The organism is uncultured Pseudophaeobacter sp. (genome assembly GCA_905479575.1).
Taxonomy (GTDB): Bacteria; Pseudomonadota; Alphaproteobacteria; order Rhodobacterales; family Rhodobacteraceae; genus Pseudophaeobacter.
In genome coordinates this window covers 1-18,496 of sequence record CAJQNB010000097.1, presented here as the reverse complement: position 1 = coordinate 18,496, position 18,496 = coordinate 1, and the positions used below count along the sequence as shown (strand labels likewise).

Genomic DNA, 18,496 nt, shown 5'->3' with positions numbered 1-18,496 from the left:
CCTGTTTTTGATGCGGCACGTGACATGATCGGTCTCGGAGCGTTGCTGTACTTAACCGTCCGTGTCTTGATCGCCAGTTACCGCATGCAGCGCGACGAGAAGCGGCGTGAACTGAAGTGCAAAATCGAAGAACAATTGGTCGCCATGCGAGCGGATGCACTGCGTCAAACATCGCACGAAGTTCGGACTCCACTTTCGACGATCACCGCCATCAGCGAAACACTGCTGGACGGCAGCACCGGCGATCTGAACGTAGACCAGCGTGACTTTGTAAAAGATATCGATGAGGCAGCTCACCACCTGCTGGCACTGGTCAACGACATTTTGGACTACGCCAAAGCGGAAGCGGGCATGATCCGCCTGGCGCCACAACCGGTCACCTTAGCCGAACTCGTTGACCAATGTGTTTCGATGGTCACGCCCCGCGCTCAGCAAGCCGGTGTGACCGTGACGGCACAAGTCGACGCGGAACTGAACGAGGTCATCGCGGATCCGCTGCGATTGCGCCAAATCATGGATCAAGGCGAGATATTGATTATTAACCTCGCAAAAGGCCAGTTAGGAGCTGCCACCGCCAATGTCCTCGGCGGAATGATTGTGTCCAATATTATGAACGCGGCTTTCTCTCGGCACGATGGGTAATCCCCCCATTTTTAATGGGATCCGACCGTAGAATTCACGCGGCTGTTTTCAGTTTCATGGCGGGTGTCATTCCACCGATGCCCATGTTGGGTCGCTCGTTGTTGTAAGGCCAAAGCCATTCAGTTGCCTGATTTTGTGCCTCCTCGATTGTTTCAAAGATGTATTGTCCCAGCCATTCGCCTCGAACGGTGCGGTTGTAGCGTTCGATATATGCGTTCTGCTGTGGTTTTCCCGGCTGGATGTACTCAAGCCGGACGTTGCGTTTATCGGCCCATTCCATCAGCTGGCCACTGACATATTCTGGGACATTATCAACACGAATTGTCTGCGGCTGACCGCGCCACTCGATGATTAGGTTCAAGCCCCGGACAACCCGCTCAGCAGGAAGCCAGAAGTCCACTTCGATGCATAGGCCTTCACGATTGAAGTCCTCCAGCACGTTTAACGTCCTGATAGAACGCCGTCTGCTAACTGATCAGCTATGAAATCCATCGACCATGTTCCGTTGGGCTTGTCAGGTACGGCCAGCGGCTCTGGCTTATCCCGCTTCAAGCGCTTTCTTCAGAAGATCATTTTGCATGCTCATCTCAGCATACATCCGCTTCAGGCGCCGGTTCTCTTCGGCCATGCCCTTCATCTCAGACATCAACGACGCATCCATGCCCCCAAACTTCGCACGCCATTTGTAGAAACTGGCGCTGCTCATCCCGTGCTCACGGCAAAGCTCCGAGACCGGCACACCGCCCTCTGCCTGCTTCAACACTGCCATGATCTGTGCGTCGCTATATCGTCCATTCTTCATCGTGAATCTCCTCAGATATCTTGCCGAGAAAATTTGGCTTTTGAACGCCACTAATTTTAGGGGGATTGAGCTACTCCCTGAAATTCGGACACTGACATAAGCTACGATTTGCGGTCTGCTGATCTGCGACGAGAAGGAGATCAGAGATGTCGAAACGCAAGCAGCACGCGCCTCAGTTCAAGGCGAAGGTCGCGCTGGAAGCCCTGAAAGGCGAGGAGACGGCCGCTGAGTTGGCGAGCCGGTTTGGGGTGCATCCCACGATGATCCATCAATGGAAGCGAGCCCTTCTGGAAGGCGCCTCTGGGCGGGAGATATCACCTATCTTTCGATGCGGCGTGGGTTCCCTGTATCTGGTGGCGAACATGGACTGGCACACCCGCAAGGTGCTGGCATGGCGCATCTCGAACACGCTTGAGGCCGACTTTTGCGTTGAGGCGCTGAACGAGGCCATCCACCGCTTCGGACCGCCCGAGATCATGAACACCGACCAGGGCAGCCAGTTCACCTCCTTTGCCTGGACGGATCGGTTGCGTCGATCCGGCGTACGCATCTCGATGGACGGCGAGGGGTGGTTCCTCGACAACATCTTTGTCGAACGGCTCTGGCGCAGCCTGAAATACGGGTGCGTCTATTTGCACGCATGGGAAAGAGGATCAGAGGCAAAGGTGGGCGTCGGCAAGTGGATCGAATTCTACAACTGCAAACGCCCCCATTCCGCCCTTGGCGGCAAACCTCCAGCCGTGGCTTATTGGCTGAGAAAAGACGAAACACAAAGCGATCAGCAGGAGCAGATGGTAGCTTAATCTGCGCGGAAACCTGTCCAAACATTGGGGAGTAGCTCAGATTACCATATGTAAGACCTGTACAAAGGTTCGAATTCTTATGAAATTTGACTGTGCTGTTAAGCATCTTACCTATAGATCCCTTCTTTTCTTCTTTTCTTCTTTCTTCTAACTTCATAGAGGATAAGCATCTGTTATTAGATGAAAAATCGTGATGAATATTAGTATTTGGGCGGCTTCAGACTAGGGATTGGGCGGTTATGGATTAGTTTTGGGGCGGTTTCGCCTTAGGAATTGGGCGGTTTGAAATTAGATATCGGGCGGTTTGTGTCTCTATCCTCCTTTCATCCTGTGGATAACTGTACATCTTGCCCGTAGCCATGAAGTTATCTTAGAATTCGCAGATCCAGGAGCTAAGAGAATTGCTATGAGTGATACAAACCGCCCAAATACTAATTTTTCGGATGCACACCGTACACTCACCCTCCAGCCCGCCATGGGGGAAATGATCAAACCCTCTGAGCTTATTGAAATCAAAGGGGCTTCTGGCCTTACCCTGGCAGATCGCAGATTATATAATATCCTACTGCAACAAGCGTTTGGCCCTGAGCTTGGGGAAGAAGGGCGGCGGTTTGAGATTGCGCTCTCCGACTTACGCGATACCCATGACAGTAACGATCGGCTGACCCAGTCGATTGAATCCCTGATGCGCACAGTGGTGAGCATCGCGCGAGAGGACGGCTCTACGGATCGGGTGCAGCTTTTGGGATGGAACAACCTTGCCGACCCCAAACGAGCCCATGGCACTCTGAAATATTCTATCCCGCCCGAGCTTGCGGTCTTACTCAAGGACTCCCGTGTTTTTGCGAAACTCGAACTTGAGGTGCTCAAAGCCTTCTCTTCTAAATACGCGCTGGCGCTTTATGAAGCCGTTTCGCGTCGGGTGCGGCTGAAACATGTGATTATGGAGTCTTTCACTCTCGAGGACTTTCGCGAACTTATCGGGGTGGAGGAGGGCAAGTTGAAAACCTTTGGCAATCTCAATCAATATGCGATCAAACCTGCCCTGCTGGAGATCAATGCCCTTGCCTATTTCAACGTCACAGTGGCCCCAACCAAGACTGGACGCCGGGTCACTGGTGTGATCGTTGGTTGGGGTATGAAGGATATCGACGCGCGTAAACAGGCCTATGCGGAACTTCAGCGCCCAAAAGCCGGACGCAAGGCACGCATCGATGGCTCAACCGAAGAAATCGCAAAACCCGGATATCAACAGGATCAGTTCCCAGGATTGGGGGGCTCTGTGCCGGGTGGGCCTGTGCTGGAAGATCTGGACTGAACTTCCAGCTGGTCAGACAACTGACGTTCCCCATGCCCAAGATATAGGAAAAGGATACCCAGTCGCTAAACTATTAATATAATTTAATATTATTTCCCAAAAAACTAGCGGCAAGCTCCGCATTTGCGCCACAAGATCAGCCTAAGCGCGGCCTGCGGCTTTTCTATCCAGTCTTCGAAGCTTTTTTCTGCATCGGAGATCTGACCATGTCGTTCCTGAATTCCGCACTTTCGATCACTGGACTGCGCAAGTTTGCCACGGTGGCGACTTTGGCAGTATCAACTCTGCTTATGCCTATGCACACAGCCAATGCCGCCCAACGCGCGCCCTATATAGTTGGCAATGACCGGGGCGGATATCTGCATGATCGCCTGATCGAGCTGGGCAATCTGCAGCGCAATGGCACCCGGGTGCAGATCCGCGGGAAGGTCTGCTATTCCACCTGCACCATGTACATTGGCCTGTCTGGCACCTGTGTCGATCCCAACACAACCTTTGGGTTTCACGGCCCCTCCAAAAGCGGTCGTCGACTGGATCCACAGCAGTTTGATTACTTTTCGAAGGTGATGGCAGATTACTATCCAGCACCATTGAAGGATTGGTTCATGCGGAAAGGTCGCCACCAGATTTCCGGTGTCTACAAGATGAAAGGCACTGAACTGATCAAAATGGGCGTCCAGTCCTGCGCCTAAGCATGAACGCAATCCAGTTGTTGGACTGCTTTCGACCTGTTGCACCAGTTACCCGCAACGCTTATTTAAAAAAGAACACAAGGTGCATCCCTGAGAGGTATTTTGTCATTGGTGCACTTAAGGGTTAAGGTGAATGTGTGCTTTACAACTTATTTCAGAAACTGCGCGGCACTGTGGGCTTTTCGCAGCCTCGCCCCGACCGGCCCCTAGCCATTATCGGCGACGTACACGGATGTGCAGGTCTGTTGCACAGGCTTCTGACAAAGCTGCCCTCTGATGCGCAGGTGATCTTGGTTGGAGATTATGTCGACCGGGGGGAAGAAAGCGCAGAAGTCCTGCACTTTCTATGTGACCGGCAGGACCTTATTTGCCTGCGCGGCAATCACGAAGACATGCTGCTTCGGTTTCTTGAAGATCCGGAGCGTCACGGTCCCCGATGGCTGCAGTATGGCGGTTTGCAAACTCTCGCGTCCTTTCGCATTGTCGGCGTGCACCCCGGAGCCACACCTAAAGCGCTGACAGAATGCCGCGATGCGTTATTGGCTGAGATGGGAACAGATTTAGTTGGGTTTGTGAACAGGCTCCTGCCCAGTTACCTCTCCGGGAATGTTCTGGTGTCTCATGCCGGGGCAAACCCTTCTGTGGCGCCAGAATATCAGACCGCCAACGATCTGACATGGGGGCATCCCGACTTTGACAGGGTGCTCCGCAAAGATGGCGTGTGGGTTGCATATGGACATGTTATCCAAGACAAGCCCACCGTATCTCGAGGTCGAATCGCTATTGATACCGGGGCCTATGCAACGGGTATATTGTCTGCGGTCTACTTGGCGCAAGACGCGGAACCAGTCTTCATTTCTGCAGCGAATTAGCAACATACTCTACGTAAGCCTGCATGATGGCATCAGGTGTTATGGTAATCCCCCCATTTTTGCGGGGGCTTGGTCGTAGAATTTACGCGGCCATTCTCAGTTTCTGGGCGGGGGTCATCCCGCCGTTGCCCATGTTGGGGCGTTCATGGTTGTAAGACCAGAGCCATTCAGTGGCAATCTGCTGCACCTCGTCGATGCTTTCGAAGATGTGGAGGTCCAGCCATTCGTGCCGGACCGTCCGGTTGTAGCGCTCGACATAAGCGTTCTGCTGCGGTTTCCCCGGCTGAATGTGAGCCAAGGCGATGCCCTTGTTTTCGGCCCATTCCATTAGGGTGCCGCTGATATATTCTGGGCCGTTATCGACTCGAATGGTTCGAGGCGCACCGCGCCATTCGATGATCTGGTTCAGCGCCCTGACGACGCGTTCCGCGGGTAGCGAAAAGCCGACCTCTATACCCAGCCCTTCACGGTTGAAGTCGGCCAAGACATTCAGCAGCCGGAACTGGCGACCGTCCCCAAGGCGATCTGCCATAAAATCCATGGACCAGACCTCATTCGCAACCTCCGGAACCGCCTGCGCATCGGGCTTTTCCCGCTTCAGGCGCTTGCGCGGCTTGATCCGCAGGTTCAGCTCCAACTCGCGGTAGATCCGGTAGACGCGCTTGTAGTTCCAGCCATGGCCTTGGACATTGCGCAGGTACAGAAAAGCACAGGCCGAAGCCCCAGGTCTTCTTCGCCGTCGTCAGCCCGAGCAGCTTGGGGCTGTACCGATACCACGTCTCACTGACGTCGAACGCCCGGCACGCCAGCGCAATGCTGCCCCCCTTCATCGCCACCGCTTTCACGGCCAACGCTCGGCGCTGAGCTGGCCGTATCATTTTTTTCCGAGCGCTTCCTTCAGGAGGTCATTCTGCATGCTGACGTTGGCATACATGCGCTTCAGTCGGCGGTTCTCCTCGGCCATGGCCTTCATCTCAGTGATGAGGCTGGCGTCCATCCCGCCATACTTCGCCCGCCATTTATACAGCGTGGCGCTGCTCATGCCATGTTCACGGCACAGCTCAGCAGCAGGCACACCGCCCTCCACCTGGCGCAGTACGCCCATGATCTGGGCCTCGGTAAAACGTGTCTTCTTCATCGGAATCTCATCAGTCATCCTGCCGAGAAAATTCTACTTCCGCATCCCCTTAAGATCGGGGGGATTACCTTATCTTAAGTCGTGTATGCTGGGCTTGTTGAACATTGAACGACTACCGCCACCGGCTCCGTAAGTCGTCGTCCCGATGGGGGCCAAAGGTAACTTTTAAACTGGACCACTCAAGTGGCGCTACTCACCGCGACGCAAACCCACTGTCTGTTGGTGGGTATTTGATCAGGTCTGGAAATTCGTTTGGCGCTGGCGCCATGAGCCCCGGCAGGGTCTGTCCATTATGGTATTCCATGGAATTGTAAAACAGCCGTGGAGACAAGCGAATGCGGCATCCTGCATAGCGTGTCGAAATGACGTGCACATGTGGCTGTGTGTGGGAACACTGAGCTACTCCCCAATCCTTGGACAGGATCTGGCGTGATTTAAGCTACTCTTTGCATCTGCTGATCGGGGTTGGTTGTTTCGTTTCGCTGCCAATAGATCACAGCGGGTGGTTTGCCGCCAAGGGCGGAATGAGGGCGCTTGTGGTTGTAGAACGCGATCCACTTTCTGACCCGTTGCCTTACGTGGATGCAAGTCGCCCACAGCGTTAATGATTACATCGGGCGCAAAGTCTAACACAGCCTGTGTTTCTTCGGCTAATGCCCAGTCACAAGAAATATGATGATGGCCAGGTCCTGAACTATGGCAATCGGACCGCGACAAGCTGGCTACCTGATGACCGCGTGTCAAACAGGCCGAGACAATTTTTCGACCCACAAAGGCAGATCCGCCAGCACCCAGAACTTTTTCATGTCAGAGAACCCATTACATTAACCATAGTCGTGGTGTTGGCGTCCCTCAGCGGTTTTAGCGAACGTCGGCCGGTGCGCGCTGTCTCAAGCGTATGTTTCAAGACTCGTATGCCGTCTTCGGTAGATGTGGGGTCAAATTGCCCAAAAGCACCTTCACCCCGAAGATAGGTGTGGGTTGTCGTCACCAAGGGTAAGGAGTTTTCAACACACCAAACATCAATCAGAGATGTGACCTCAAAGAAGCTGGGGTTCAGAACGATCTCCGCGCTGGCCAGAAACGGGTAAAAATCGGCCTTGGGCAGGTTTGGTTTGTAACTTGCGTTGGGCGTGTTTGCCAGGCTGGTTTCGAAGTTGGCGAAATACTCTGCCTCGGAATTCACTTTTCCACCGACAAAAACAAAGTCAAGGTTGGACAAGGCGCGAGCAATCTCAAGGGCGGTGATTTGGTTTTTCCGTGCTTCAATTCGACCAGCAACTACAACCCGGCCCGGCACTGTTTCAGCACCCGCAGCAGGAGGCGCATCTGTAGGATGAGGTACGATGTAGCAGTGCTCAGGTCTTGCGATGTCACCTGATAGAACGTCGATCTCAGCGCTAGCGCAGCATACGACCGCGTCCGCATGTTGCACCAAAGACTTTTGTGCTTCACGCACCGATCCTTGCGGCAACCAACCCCTCAATTTCATTACAGAAGCTACGGTGCGAATACGCCACAAGATTGCCTCGTAAGACACGGGATCAAAGTCGGCTGCCTTTGCAATCTTCGCCTTTATCCCCTGCGTGCCGGTGCGCAAATATGCTTCAATCCCGGCATGTGGGTGATGCAATGTATAGATTACGAATGGTATCCCTCGCGCCTGACATGCCAGCATCGTTCTCCATGCTTCTAATGGCCGATCAAGATTGGTGGCCAACACTGCAGCGACGTCGTTTAACTGATCAGCTTTGGGAACGCCAAAGCAGATTTCAGTTTCAAACGGCCTCTGTAACTCGGCTGCGAAGGCACGCATCATTTGGTAGTCACCACCGTTTTTAGCCTCGGCATCAAAACGGACCGCAATCAATATCTTACTGCTCATGGTACACTCTAATATTTGGTGCGTTCAAACTGGCTCACGCGTCTTAACGCCGGAGTGCAAAGCAGAAACCCCAGCTTTTTCTGCCAGACGGAAAGGTGTTTTTGCCATGCATCATCAAGTCGGAATACGTGCAAACCACCCGTGAAGCGGCCCGGGTTTCCGGAGATCGAGTGTAACACTTCTACTCTTTTCGATGACATTGTCGCATTGCCCAAGTCAAATTCCGACATCAAATTCTCATATCGCTTCACAACGACCCGATCCGCAAACTGAAGCGCAACATAGTGAGAAACATAGGTGTTGATCAGCCATTTTATTAAAGACGGCACATATCCCCAACGCGGCATCTTGGCGTCTTTTGCATGCTGCGCTTCAGGACGATCGATGTCTTTCATACAAGACCATGCAACGCCGCGTGGGTCCCGGACAAACCAAATGATCTTGCTATAAGGTTGGGCGCGGCCATAGGCGAGAAAAAAGGCGCGCGCAGGCATTTTCGAAGAGTCAACGAAACCGCCTTGTCTGCCTAGAATTTCAAACAGACGGTAATTAAACCGTTGATAAAGATCGATTTCTTCGTCGAGCTTACCGCAACGCGCCAGACGCAGATTATTGAAAAACGATTTCGAACTTTCCAATTTATCCGTTACACGGGAAATTTCAGCATAGTCCCATTCGCCCAGTTCCGTGATCACATTTGCCCAAAATGGGCAAATGGTTGCGGGTTGACCGCAACCGCACAGTTCGTTGTTGAGCACACCGCGTTCAGCCAGATACTTGATTTCACCAAACCCGTGTAAGTCTTCTCGCGCTTGCAGCAATGACTCGTAGAACGTTGATCCACTGCGACCGTAGCCCATCACGTAAATAATTTTACTCATTTTAAGTTTTTCCAATTGGTCCCAGGGAATAAATTCAAACCAGATCAAGCCGTGTGTAGCAGTCGCTGTAAACAAGACACAGCTCTGTTTCATTTGCAAACTTCCATTACTGCAGGCTTGTTGATGTTGATGGCAAGGGCTAATGCTGGCGCCATCAATGCTGCCAGACTGGTCAATTCGACTCGGAAATAGGGAAGATCAATGCAGCGCTTGTATGTCTTGATTGTTGTTGGCATGCGCCTGCTGGGGGCAGGAACCACGTTTTTGGTAAGCTTGCTTGCAGCCCGCGTTTTGGGAGCTGATTTAGCGGGGCAGTTTATTCTTTCGATCAATGCTACCCTGTTGTTGGCAATTGTGGCCCGTCAAGGAGCAGATAACCTTGCGCTCAAGGTCGTGGCAATTTTGGCGAATAGGCTACAAAGTTCTGAAATTGCACTATTTTTAAGGAGAAACTGCGCACGGAGCCTGCGTATATCGGTTCCCATTTCAGCAGCAATCTTCGCCTTCCTTGCCCTGTCATCGTGGCCCGAGGATCAGGAAGCTTACCGAGAGATATGGCTTTGGATGGGGCCTACTTTGGTATTTCTGGCGATCATGGGCATTCTCTCGACAACGTTCCAGGCGCTCGACAAAACGCTCATGGCGATTTGTTTCCAATCCCTCGGTGTAAATGCGGCGGTGATTGGGGCGTTGGCCGGAGGTATCACCAGTCCGGGTGGGCTGGCTGCGGTGTTTTTCCTGGCCAGTGTTGTCTTGGTTGGCGTGGGCAGTTTAGAGATAGCACGCAGTCTTTCACGGCTGCACCCCCGGGCGGCTCAAGTAACGCTGGAGCCCATGCCGAACGAGCGCGGGGACGCCCGGGCAGGGCGTGCTTTCTGGGTTATTGCCATTTTTCAAAACCTCCAGGTTTGGGGTGCACATTACATCGCTGGCGCTGTCCTCAAGCCTGCAGACCTTTCTGGACTTGTCATTGCACAGCAATGCGCGCTTGTCCTGACATTGATACTGCAGGCCGTGATCATGATCTACGCGCCACGTTTTGCCGTGTTACACAGAGAGGGTCGACTGGCTGAATTGGAAAGATTGTACCAAGCTGTAGTGCTACGCGTCACCACTGCGGTGATGCCTGTCTTTTTATTATTGTTTTTAGCGCCCGGCTATGTCCTGTCCATATTTGGTGAGGAGTTTTCTGAAGGGCGGCTGGCCTTGCAGATCTTGGCTGTTGGTCAATTGCTGAACGCCATGACAGGCCCTGTTGGTATGCTTTTGATGATGACGGGACACGAGCATGTCTATCGCAACATGTTTTTGATTATCGTCCCGGTGGCGCTGCTATGCTCGGTGGGGATTGGCGTGGTTTTTGGAGTTATTGGTTTCGCGGCCATAGTTGCGGTCACTTTGGCCAGCACCAACATTATTGCAACCTGGTTGGTTTGGCATCGTGTCTCGATTTCTCCAGTACCATGGGTTACCCGTAGATGAGTTAGTGTGGGATCTGCACCATCCGGCGTTCTGCTGTGCTATCCATCGTATCTCGCGCGTAATAATACCCCAAAATAACCCAGAGAAAGGACATGATCTTGGATGACGTCAGTACGTCGATGAACACCGCGCAAATCGCGACAACGCACATCCCGAAGCGGTAAGGACGCGGCGCGGAGCGCGACATGATGGAGCGTAGAACAAACATGCCCATCAGAGCCGTTCCAACTAGACCAACTTCGCCTAGAAGTCTGACTACGTGGCTATCAACCGCAAGACCCCATGCCCCCGGGCCCCAGCCAAAGAGAAGTCGTATCGTGTCATTTCCCAGAGACTTCAGGATAAGGGCCCAACGGATGACCCGGATCTCAAAACTGATGTCCAGCGTGCCATCAACGGTCTGCCAGATAGTGTCATACGCGTAGTGTCGATAGTCGCCAAGATTGGTGATCAGCGGACTGGTCTCAATCTGGGCGGCTATGGCGCGCCACATCTGCAAAGGTGTCGCCGTTTCGGCCAGACGCGAGTTCGAAACAATGTCCGGGTAGACCATCAAAAGTCCGCCCAAAAACACACCAACCGGCAGCCCAAAGACTACAGATTTGCGCCAGTTGAAGATCAGATAGGTGAGCAACGCAGCCGCAAGTGTAATACGTGACTGGGTCAACCACAGCACCAGAGCCAGACTGACAAGAACCAGCCGATTTCGCACGATCAGCATGAGCAGAACCAGTATCACGGAAATCTCGTACGGGCCTGACGTATTGACAGTGACGCGCCCGCTTGCCCCGGTGAATTTACCAATCTTAGGAATAATCCACGAAGCCTCACCAATCCCCCAAATCACCAAAACCACGGCGACTCCGGTCAGGATCCGCCTGAATCGTTCCTTGGGTATGTGAAGCGCCATCTGTGCGCCCACGAAGAACCAGATAACGTATTGCATCTGACGTGCCACGTTGATGACACCGTAAGCCCCCAGATGACCGATATTGAAAATCGACACCAAAAGCGCCAGTGCAAGATAGGCCACATACCAGTACATAAAACCTGGCACGGGTGTTCGGCTAGGTACATAGCGCCATAAAAGCACCGGCAGAGCACACAGAAACACAAGGTCCTCAACCCGTAGAACCGAGACTACACTGATCTTCGGCGCCAATAGAAAGGCCGCGACAAGACCCAACAGAATGCCCGAGCGCGACCAGACCATTGGCGTATCCGGGGATCGGTTATTGACGCTTAAGTTAGTCGTGATTGTTGCCAAAATGCAGTATCCATCAGGATTTGATCAGGGTGCTCAGATACTTTCCGTAGTCTGTTTTTCCAAATGTCTTGGCATGTTCAGAAAGTTGATCGGCGTTGATCCAGCCGTTGCGCCAGGAAATCTCTTCAGGACACCCAATTTGCATACCTTGCCGCAATGACATTGTCCGGACGAAATTACCGGCATCCAGAAGGCTCTCGTGCGTTCCAGTGTCGAGCCAAGCATAGCCGCGCCCCATCGTCTGCACGGTCAGGGTACCTTCATCCAGATAGCTTTGCAACAGCGTCACGATCTCTAACTCGCCTCGTTCCGAGGGTTTGACCTCCTTAGCCCGCGCTGGGGCTTCCCCATCAAGGAAATACAGTCCCGTGACCGCAAAATTCGAAGGCGGCACAGGGGGTTTTTCGATGATCGAACAGGCTTTTCCCTCGGCGTCAAACGCCACCACGCCATAGCGTTCGGGATCAACCACGTGATAGCCAAAGACGGTACCGCCTTTGGCCTGAGCGCCTGCAGCATCCAGCAATTCGGGCATGCCGTGGCCGAAAAAGATATTGTCGCCTAGCACCATCGCCGAGGGAGCGCCTGCCAGAAAACCTTCGGCAAGGATATAGGCCTGAGCCAGACCTTCGGGCGAAGGCTGAACGATATAGGTCAGCTTCATGCCCCATTGGCTGCCATCTTGCAGCAAACGCTGAAATTGAGGCTGATCATGGAGGGTGGTGATGATCGCCACTTCGCGTATGCCAGCCAGCATCAGCACGGATAGCGGGTAGTAAATCATAGGCTTATCATAGATGGGCATCAATTGTTTCGACACGCCCATTGTAATCGGAAAAAGCCGCGTTCCGGAACCACCGGCAAGGATAATGCCTTTGCGCTGAATCATTTAGAAACTCCTAAATCAGTGAGAACTTCATCCAGGTCTGCGTGCCAGTCTGGTTGCGTGATCCCCAAAGCGCTGGGGTTCGTGCAATCGAGCCGGGAATTGACAGGCCGTTTACCTGGAGTGGAGAATTCAGAAGACGGAATGTCTACCACATCTACAGGTCGCCCCGAAACCGCGAATATCTCACGGGCGAAATCTGCCCAGCTGACATCCGGGCTGCCCGCAAAATGATAGATTCCTTTGGCCTCGGGCCTGGCCTGTAGTGCGACCACAGCTTGCAGGCACGCCGCAGCGATAGAAGCTGCTGCCGTGGGGCCACCCACCTGGTCGTTCACGATGGTCAGCCGGTCGCGCGTCTCGGAGAGGCACAACATGGTTTTGACACAATTCCTTCCATGGGCCGAAAAAACCCACGAGGTTCGCAGGATGGCGAATATTCCACCCGCGGCCGCCACGGCCTGTTCTCCCACCAGTTTCGAGCGACCATAAGCACCCAAGGGCGCCGTAGTCGCATCTGGAGAGAACGGGGCCTGGCCCGCACCGTCAAAAACATAGTCGGTGGAGATATGCACGAAGGGAATATTCAGCGTCGCGCAAGCCTCAGCCATCGCACCGGGAGCCCGACCGTTGATGCAGCTGGCAATCTCCTTTTCCTCTTCCGCCTTGTCGACCGCAGTATAGGCTGCGGCATTGATCACAGCTGTGGGCCGGGCCGCGAGGATGGCCTTTGCACACGCATCCGGATCCGAGAGATCCGCTGCGTCCCGGCCCAAAAACTGGGCCTCAGGCGCGCGTTTCGCAAGTTCAACCGCGACCTGGCAGGTTTTGGAGAAAACTAGGATCACACGCTTTTCCCCAGCCGCTCGCCCACGCCCTTGCGGTCTTGAAGCGCCCGCCACCAGGGCTCGTTGGCCAAATACCATTCCACGGTCTTCTCGAGGCCTTCTTCGACCGCCACCGAGGGACGCCAGCCGAGCTCATCACGGATACGCGTGGGGTCAATCGCATATCGGGCATCATGACCCGGTCGATCCGTCACAAAGGTGATCTGATCAGCGTAAGAACCGTTCGGTTTGGGCCGCTTTTGATCGAGAATGCCGCAGAGCGTTTTAACGAGTTCCAGATTGGTGCGCTCGTTCTCGCCACCAATGTTGTAGGACCGTCCTATCTTTCCCTTCTGCACCACAAGCAAAAGGGCATCAGCGTGATCTTCGACGTAAAGCCAATCCCGGATGTTCGAGCCATCACCGTAGATCGGCAGGGGCTTGCTAGCCAAGGCGTTGAGAATAATAACGGGGATCAGCTTTTCAGGAAAGTGGAATGGCCCGTAATTGTTCGAGCAATTCGTCAGCACCACCGGCAGACCATAAGTTTCTTGCCAGGCGCGCACCAAATGGTCGGAACCGGCCTTCGACGCTGAGTACGGTGAACGTGGATCATAGGCCGTGTCTTCGGTAAACATCACCTTAGGGTCTGAAGGGAGAGAGCCAAAGACTTCGTCAGTGGAAATGTGATGGAACCGAAAGCCCTCGGGTTTGTCTTGATCGGTCCAGTATTTCCTCGCGGCTTCCAGCATATTGTAGGTACCAGTAATATTGGTCTCGATGAAATCGCCCGGACCGTCGATCGAGCGGTCCACGTGGCTCTCGGCGGCCAGATGCATCACTGCATCGGGCTTGTGCATAGAAAAGACCGTATCAAGCGCAGTCCGGTCGCAAATGTCGGCCTGGACAAAGGTATAGCCTATTGCACTTCCTACGCTTGCCACACTTTCCAGGCAAGCCGCATAGGTCAGCGCATCCAGATTGACCACCTCATGACCCCGCGCTATCGCCAGTCTCACCACCGCTGATCCGATAAAGCCGGCCCCGCCGGTCACAAGTAACTTCATCAATTATATCTCTTCAAAGATGAACGCGCTGTCGAAATCCGAAAAAAACGGCGCAACAGAGTCTTTATCCGAAAGCACTGGGTTGGTATCTGTCACAGGCCAGTTGATGCCGATTGTCTGATTATCAAAACGGACTGCGCCGTCACATTCCGGTACATAGAAATTCGAACATTTGTAGATGATTTCAGAGTTGGGCTCGAGCGTTATAAAACCATGCAGAAACCCTGCGGGCACCAAAAGCTGTTTGCCGGTTTCAAAGCTCAGCTCGGCGCCCACCCAGTCGCCATAGGTGGGCGACCCGCGACGAATGTCGACAGCCACATCAAAAACCGCGCCGCGACCGCATCGCACCAACTTGGCTTGGGCGTGCGGAGGTGACTGAAAATGCAGGCCACGCACTGTACCTGCAGCCTCGGAAACCGAATGGTTGTCCTGCACAAATACCGCGTTGATCCCTTGTTCAGAAAAGACCTTTGCGTTGTAGCTTTCAGAGAAGAAACCCCGGAGATCGCCAAACCGGCGCGGTGTAATTTCCCAAACGTCAGGTAAAGCCGTTTTAACCAAACCGATCACACAGGTTCCTCAGTTTGATGGGCGCCAGTGTAACGAATGATACGCGCAGGTGCACCGACGGCTACGCAACCTGCGGGCAGAGGTTTCGTGACAACAGATCCCGCGCCCACGACAGATCCCGCGCCAATTTCAACACCGTCCAATACCGTGACGTTGTTTCCGAACCAACAGTTTTCACCCACTGTGATGCCTTTGCGTGCAGTGGCACCCGTCGTGTAAGAACCATCGAGAAATTCATGGCTTTCTGCAGAAAAGCTGACCCCGGCACCGATCTGACACCCTGCTTTGATGACAATCTTTCCGCTGACCCCGATTACTGCATTCGGCCCGATGTAAACGCCGCGCTGCAGCTCAAGCCCATCACCCTTGGGATTGAGCCCCGAACGGCACTGAACCCACGCATGTTCGCGAAGCGTCACATTGTCCCCAAAAATCACCGGGGTTTTGGCCGACGTTTCTATGTAGGAATAACCACCGATCGCCACGTGCGCACCAAGTCGGAGATTATACGCTGATACAAATTTGATACCTCGCCCCAAAAAGAGAAATCGCGGGCGGCGCAACCTGACCAGTTGCCACAAGAAACCTCTTACAGCGGGCTCAAATCCCTTGGCAATGGCATAGCGCAGATTGCCTGGCTGCGACATAAGATCGACAATCCGACCCATCGGTTACACAATCCAATATCGTTTATGCATCGACAAACGCTTTTTCCAGGCCAAGCTTAACCTGTTTTCGCGACGGCCGATTTTATAGGCTGTATACTTCAGCACTGTGCGAAGACAGGCCTCTGGTATCCGCGCTGGAGCGTGATTATACAGATACCATAATTCACCTAGAACAAACGCTCTGCCTGCTCCTGACGGTGATCCAAAATTTTCGATCAGTTGAGCGTTTTGCGCATGCATTACACCTATGTCGAAATAACGCCTGAACTCCTGATCTAGTGTATATGGGTGCGAATGGCGCACCGTCGCTTCTGCGACGTAAGAATGCGTATATCCCGCTAGAAGCAACTCAGAAACTGAGATCGCATCTTCACCGAAGATCGTTTTCTCGGGAAATCCACCAACACCCATCAATGCCTGGACGCGAAATGCTGAAAACGAGTTGGAACAAAACGACGTCCGAAACCCATAGGTCGGGATGTTGGCTTTGCTGCGGTGCTGAGATGTTTCGGGGTAGGAGAAGTGCCGCGCGAAACTTTCTATCGCTGTTGCGCCATGGTGTGGCAACTGACGTCCGTAGGCGGATGCAACTGCATCATCGTCAAAGACCGCAACAATATCAGCCAGCGCGGTATTGCTGTCAAGAATTGCATCCTGAGTCATGAACACAACGATTTCGCAATCCTCGGCAGCATGACGAGCCGCGCGCATCCGCGTACCGCCGTGATTGAATTCAGATCGTGGGATAACAATGGTTTCCGCGCCTGCAGCCGAAAATTGCGCAACAGTGTCATCATCCGATGAGCTGTCTATCACAATGAAGCGGTTTGGCTGTCGGGTTTGGTGCGTTAATGCCGAAAGGAAACCGCTGATCTCACGCGCGGCATTCAAGGTTGGCAGGATCAATGCGATACGGGGCATCAGGCTAAAACACAAATTGTTCTCGACGACTGTAAAGAAACGCTGCAAGTTAAAAATAATAGCATTATCCATTGCAGAACGGTAACACGAAAACAATAGAGAAATTGACTGGCCAACAAGGTTTCCGCGGAAAGGTTCTCAGCCAGACAGTTTTTTGGGTCAGGGCGGGCTTTGATGATGTAACCGTCCGCCGACGACAACGCTGTGTCAAGGTGGGATCGCAACAATCCAATTTGGGAGACGGTTATGTCAGAAATTACGACAGTCGGTCTCGATCTGGTGAAGAGTATTTTCAGGTTCACGGAGCTGACAGCATGCGGGGCGCAGTCTTGGCATTTTTCGCCCAGCTGCCGCCTTGCGTTGTTGCTATGGAAGCCTGCTCAGGCGCTCATTCCTGCGGCCGCGAGGTTACCAAGCTGGACCACGAGGTGCGACTTATCCCGCCTGCCTACGTCAAGCCTCAGAAGTCAGAAGAATGGCATGTTTGATAGGCAATCTCAACCGGTCGACGCAACACACTCGGCGAGCACCTCTGCTGGCGTCTGATATTGCAAGGTCTTGCGAGGGCGTTCGTTAAGTTGCCTTGCAATTGCGCTGAGTTTTGCTTGGGAGTGTACTGATAGATCCGTTCCGCGAGGCAAGTACTGCCTCAAAAGCCGGTTGGTGTTTTCGTTTGAACCACGCTGCCACGGTGACTGCGGGTCACAGAAGTAGACATCAACGTCGGTCGCCAGCGTAAAGCGTGGATGGTCTGCCAGCTCTTTGCCACGATCCCACGTCAGGGATTTGTAGAGTTCACGTGGCAGTTTCTGAGCCGACTTGATCAGCGCAGTGATGACGCTCTCGGTGTCCTTGTTCGCGACTTTTACCAGCATCACGTACCGAGAATGCCGTTCCACGAGTGTCGCGATATAACTGTTCTTTGATCCACCGATTAAGTCGCCCTCCCAATGCCCCGGAACAGCGCGATCCTCGATTGAGGCAGGTCTTTCGCTGATGGACACAGCATCCTTAATCTGGCCATTTCCCTTGCGCTTCTGGCTGGCGTGTCTGGAACGCCTGACAGTCCGTCTTGCGCGCAAATGCTCCAAGAGTTCCTTTTTCAGGACGCCTCGCGCCTGTATATAAAGGCTTTTGTAGATCGTTTCGTGTGACACCTGCTTGTGCGCCTCTCCTGGGAAAGCGCGTTTGAGCCAGCCCGCTACCTGCTCGGGAGACCACTTGCGCCGCAGCTTTGCTGATACTGCGCAGGCCAACTTGCACATCTTCGGACGCAAAGCCCGATCCCACGCCGCTTGATCAGATGCCGTCGCACGATAGCCCAGCTTGCCCCCATTGCGTCGTACCTCGCGGCAGATCGTTGAAGGCGCGCGTCGTAACTGACGTGCAATTGCCCGGAGAGATTGCTTGGTACTGAGCCCACGAGATATCTCTTCGCGCTCCGAAAGGCTCAATGCAGAACGACCACGTCGGCGATCAGGTGGATGTATCCCGCCCGTTGGTGAGATCACCGAAAAGACTGATGACGACTGGCGATCAAAGACACGCCCAATCGATCTCATCGACTCGTCACGTTGCCACCTGTCCCATATTTCAGCCCGCTGTTCAGCCGAATAGTAAATCCTGGTAGGGCTCTGGGTCGTGTCGCGAAGGTGGTGGAAATTTGAAGGTGGCGTAATCTCCGGGTGAACTGAACCCACCCAACCGGCGGCAGCAACCGCCAGGGAGATCACGCCATGAAGAACAATACCGACACTGCCGCGCTTTCGCTA

16 protein-coding genes and 6 pseudogenes are annotated in these 18,496 nt (G+C 53.6%); 8 read left to right on the top strand and 14 right to left on the bottom strand.

Annotated features, from left to right (window positions below; translation table 11 throughout):
• On the top strand, nt 1-642 hold a 642-nt coding region (locus QZ268_RS20135), incomplete at its 5' end, for a histidine kinase dimerization/phospho-acceptor domain-containing protein (protein WP_295455998.1).
• Nucleotides 643-676: 34 nt separating this feature from the next.
• Here QZ268_RS20135 and QZ268_RS20130 read toward each other — a convergent pair.
• Nucleotides 677-1,444: pseudogene (locus QZ268_RS20130) on the bottom strand (integrase core domain-containing protein).
• A 146-nt stretch (nt 1,445-1,590) separates the two neighbouring features.
• On the opposite strand from QZ268_RS20130, the pseudogene QZ268_RS20125 reads away from it, so the two are divergent.
• The 5 genes and pseudogenes from QZ268_RS20125 to QZ268_RS20105 form a co-directional block, all read left to right on the top strand.
• A pseudogene (locus tag QZ268_RS20125) lies at nt 1,591-1,701 on the top strand (hypothetical protein); the annotation flags it as partial.
• Between the two features lie 38 nt (nt 1,702-1,739).
• Nucleotides 1,740-2,247: pseudogene (locus tag QZ268_RS20120) on the top strand (IS3 family transposase); the annotation flags it as partial.
• A 406-nt stretch (nt 2,248-2,653) separates the two neighbouring features.
• The gene (locus QZ268_RS20115) at nt 2,654-3,565 is read left to right on the top strand and encodes a replication initiation protein (protein WP_295455996.1); all 912 of its coding nucleotides are present in this window, start codon (nt 2,654-2,656) and stop codon (nt 3,563-3,565) included.
• Between the two features lie 206 nt (nt 3,566-3,771).
• Nucleotides 3,772-4,257 carry a hypothetical protein gene (locus QZ268_RS20110; RefSeq protein WP_295455994.1) on the top strand — a complete coding sequence of 162 codons (486 nt, stop codon included), beginning with the start codon at nt 3,772-3,774 and terminating at the stop codon, nt 4,255-4,257.
• A gap of 137 nt (nt 4,258-4,394) precedes the next feature.
• Nucleotides 4,395-5,129, top strand: coding sequence for a metallophosphoesterase family protein (locus tag QZ268_RS20105; RefSeq protein WP_295455992.1), 735 nt, complete (start codon nt 4,395-4,397; stop codon nt 5,127-5,129).
• Nucleotides 5,130-5,211: 82 nt separating this feature from the next.
• Here QZ268_RS20105 and QZ268_RS20100 read toward each other — a convergent pair.
• The 5 genes and pseudogenes from QZ268_RS20100 to QZ268_RS20090 form a co-directional block, all read right to left on the bottom strand.
• A pseudogene (locus tag QZ268_RS20100) lies at nt 5,212-6,267 on the bottom strand (IS3 family transposase).
• Between the two features lie 434 nt (nt 6,268-6,701).
• On the bottom strand, nt 6,702-6,851 hold the full coding sequence (locus QZ268_RS20260) for an integrase core domain-containing protein (RefSeq protein ID WP_365323073.1): 150 nt from the start codon (nt 6,849-6,851) through the stop codon (nt 6,702-6,704).
• A 10-nt stretch (nt 6,852-6,861) separates the two neighbouring features.
• Nucleotides 6,862-7,062 (bottom strand): annotated as a pseudogene (locus tag QZ268_RS20255) (NAD-dependent epimerase/dehydratase family protein); the annotation flags it as partial.
• 7 nt (nt 7,063-7,069) lie between these two features.
• The gene (locus QZ268_RS20095; RefSeq protein WP_295455990.1) at nt 7,070-8,152 is read right to left on the bottom strand and encodes a hypothetical protein; all 1,083 of its coding nucleotides are present in this window, start codon (nt 8,150-8,152) and stop codon (nt 7,070-7,072) included.
• 8 nt (nt 8,153-8,160) lie between these two features.
• Nucleotides 8,161-9,126: a sulfotransferase gene (locus QZ268_RS20090; protein ID WP_295455988.1), complete on the bottom strand. Its 966-nt coding sequence runs from the start codon at nt 9,124-9,126 to the stop codon at nt 8,161-8,163.
• A 108-nt stretch (nt 9,127-9,234) separates the two neighbouring features.
• Between QZ268_RS20090 and QZ268_RS20085 the strand changes: the two genes are divergently transcribed.
• Complete coding sequence (locus QZ268_RS20085) at nt 9,235-10,515, top strand: hypothetical protein (RefSeq protein ID WP_295455987.1); 1,281 nt, start codon at nt 9,235-9,237, stop codon at nt 10,513-10,515.
• 1 nt (nt 10,516) lies between these two features.
• Here the strand turns inward: QZ268_RS20085 and QZ268_RS20080 are convergent, their stop codons facing one another.
• The 7 genes from QZ268_RS20080 to QZ268_RS20050 all read right to left on the bottom strand — a co-directional run bounded on the left by QZ268_RS20080 (nt 10,517) and on the right by QZ268_RS20050 (nt 16,796).
• The gene (locus QZ268_RS20080) at nt 10,517-11,728 is read right to left on the bottom strand and encodes a hypothetical protein (protein WP_295455985.1); all 1,212 of its coding nucleotides are present in this window, start codon (nt 11,726-11,728) and stop codon (nt 10,517-10,519) included.
• 67 nt (nt 11,729-11,795) lie between these two features.
• The gene (gene rfbA / locus QZ268_RS20075) at nt 11,796-12,671 is read right to left on the bottom strand and encodes a glucose-1-phosphate thymidylyltransferase RfbA (protein WP_295455983.1); all 876 of its coding nucleotides are present in this window, start codon (nt 12,669-12,671) and stop codon (nt 11,796-11,798) included.
• On the bottom strand, nt 12,668-13,516 hold the full coding sequence (gene rfbD / locus QZ268_RS20070; protein ID WP_295456004.1) for a dTDP-4-dehydrorhamnose reductase: 849 nt from the start codon (nt 13,514-13,516) through the stop codon (nt 12,668-12,670). The genes rfbA and rfbD overlap by 4 nt, the downstream gene beginning before the upstream one ends.
• A complete protein-coding gene (gene rfbB, locus QZ268_RS20065; protein WP_295455981.1) occupies nt 13,513-14,562 on the bottom strand; it encodes a dTDP-glucose 4,6-dehydratase in 1,050 nt (349 codons plus the stop codon). The genes rfbD and rfbB overlap by 4 nt, the downstream gene beginning before the upstream one ends.
• A 3-nt stretch (nt 14,563-14,565) precedes the next feature.
• Complete coding sequence (rfbC, locus tag QZ268_RS20060; RefSeq protein WP_295456002.1) at nt 14,566-15,132, bottom strand: dTDP-4-dehydrorhamnose 3,5-epimerase; 567 nt, start codon at nt 15,130-15,132, stop codon at nt 14,566-14,568.
• Entirely contained in the window at nt 15,132-15,803 is a 672-nt protein-coding gene (locus QZ268_RS20055) for an acyltransferase (RefSeq protein WP_295455979.1), read from the bottom strand. Before QZ268_RS20055 ends, rfbC begins: the two co-directional genes overlap by 1 nt.
• Before the next feature lie 3 nt (nt 15,804-15,806).
• Nucleotides 15,807-16,796, bottom strand: coding sequence for a glycosyltransferase (locus QZ268_RS20050; RefSeq protein ID WP_295455977.1), 990 nt, complete (start codon nt 16,794-16,796; stop codon nt 15,807-15,809).
• Nucleotides 16,797-16,970: 174 nt separating this feature from the next.
• On the opposite strand from QZ268_RS20050, the pseudogene QZ268_RS20045 reads away from it, so the two are divergent.
• Nucleotides 16,971-17,185: pseudogene (locus QZ268_RS20045) on the top strand (IS110 family transposase); the annotation flags it as partial.
• A gap of 36 nt (nt 17,186-17,221) precedes the next feature.
• On the opposite strand, the gene QZ268_RS20040 reads toward QZ268_RS20045, so the two are convergent.
• Nucleotides 17,222-18,346 (bottom strand): IS30 family transposase, encoded by a 1,125-nt coding sequence (locus QZ268_RS20040; RefSeq protein WP_295456000.1) that lies wholly within the window; start codon nt 18,344-18,346, stop codon nt 17,222-17,224.
• Nucleotides 18,347-18,496: the final 150 nt, after the last annotated feature.

What these genes read in the sequence shown, in the direction of transcription:
- QZ268_RS20085 (WP_295455987.1), top strand. Translation starts at nt 9,235, where the DNA reads ATGCAGCGCTTGTATGTCTTGATTGTTGTTGGCATGCGCCTGCTGGGG.
- QZ268_RS20095 (WP_295455990.1), bottom strand. Translation starts at nt 8,152, where the DNA reads ATGAGCAGTAAGATATTGATTGCGGTCCGTTTTGATGCCGAGGCTAAA.
- QZ268_RS20080 (WP_295455985.1), bottom strand. Translation starts at nt 11,728, where the DNA reads ATGGTCTGGTCGCGCTCGGGCATTCTGTTGGGTCTTGTCGCGGCCTTT.
- QZ268_RS20050 (WP_295455977.1), bottom strand. Translation starts at nt 16,796, where the DNA reads ATGGATAATGCTATTATTTTTAACTTGCAGCGTTTCTTTACAGTCGTC.
- rfbA (WP_295455983.1), bottom strand. Translation starts at nt 12,671, where the DNA reads ATGATTCAGCGCAAAGGCATTATCCTTGCCGGTGGTTCCGGAACGCGG.
- QZ268_RS20090 (WP_295455988.1), bottom strand. Translation starts at nt 9,126, where the DNA reads ATGAAACAGAGCTGTGTCTTGTTTACAGCGACTGCTACACACGGCTTG.
- QZ268_RS20055 (WP_295455979.1), bottom strand. Translation starts at nt 15,803, where the DNA reads ATGGGTCGGATTGTCGATCTTATGTCGCAGCCAGGCAATCTGCGCTAT.
- QZ268_RS20115 (WP_295455996.1), top strand. Translation starts at nt 2,654, where the DNA reads ATGAGTGATACAAACCGCCCAAATACTAATTTTTCGGATGCACACCGT.
- rfbB (WP_295455981.1), bottom strand. Translation starts at nt 14,562, where the DNA reads ATGAAGTTACTTGTGACCGGCGGGGCCGGCTTTATCGGATCAGCGGTG.
- QZ268_RS20110 (WP_295455994.1), top strand. Translation starts at nt 3,772, where the DNA reads ATGTCGTTCCTGAATTCCGCACTTTCGATCACTGGACTGCGCAAGTTT.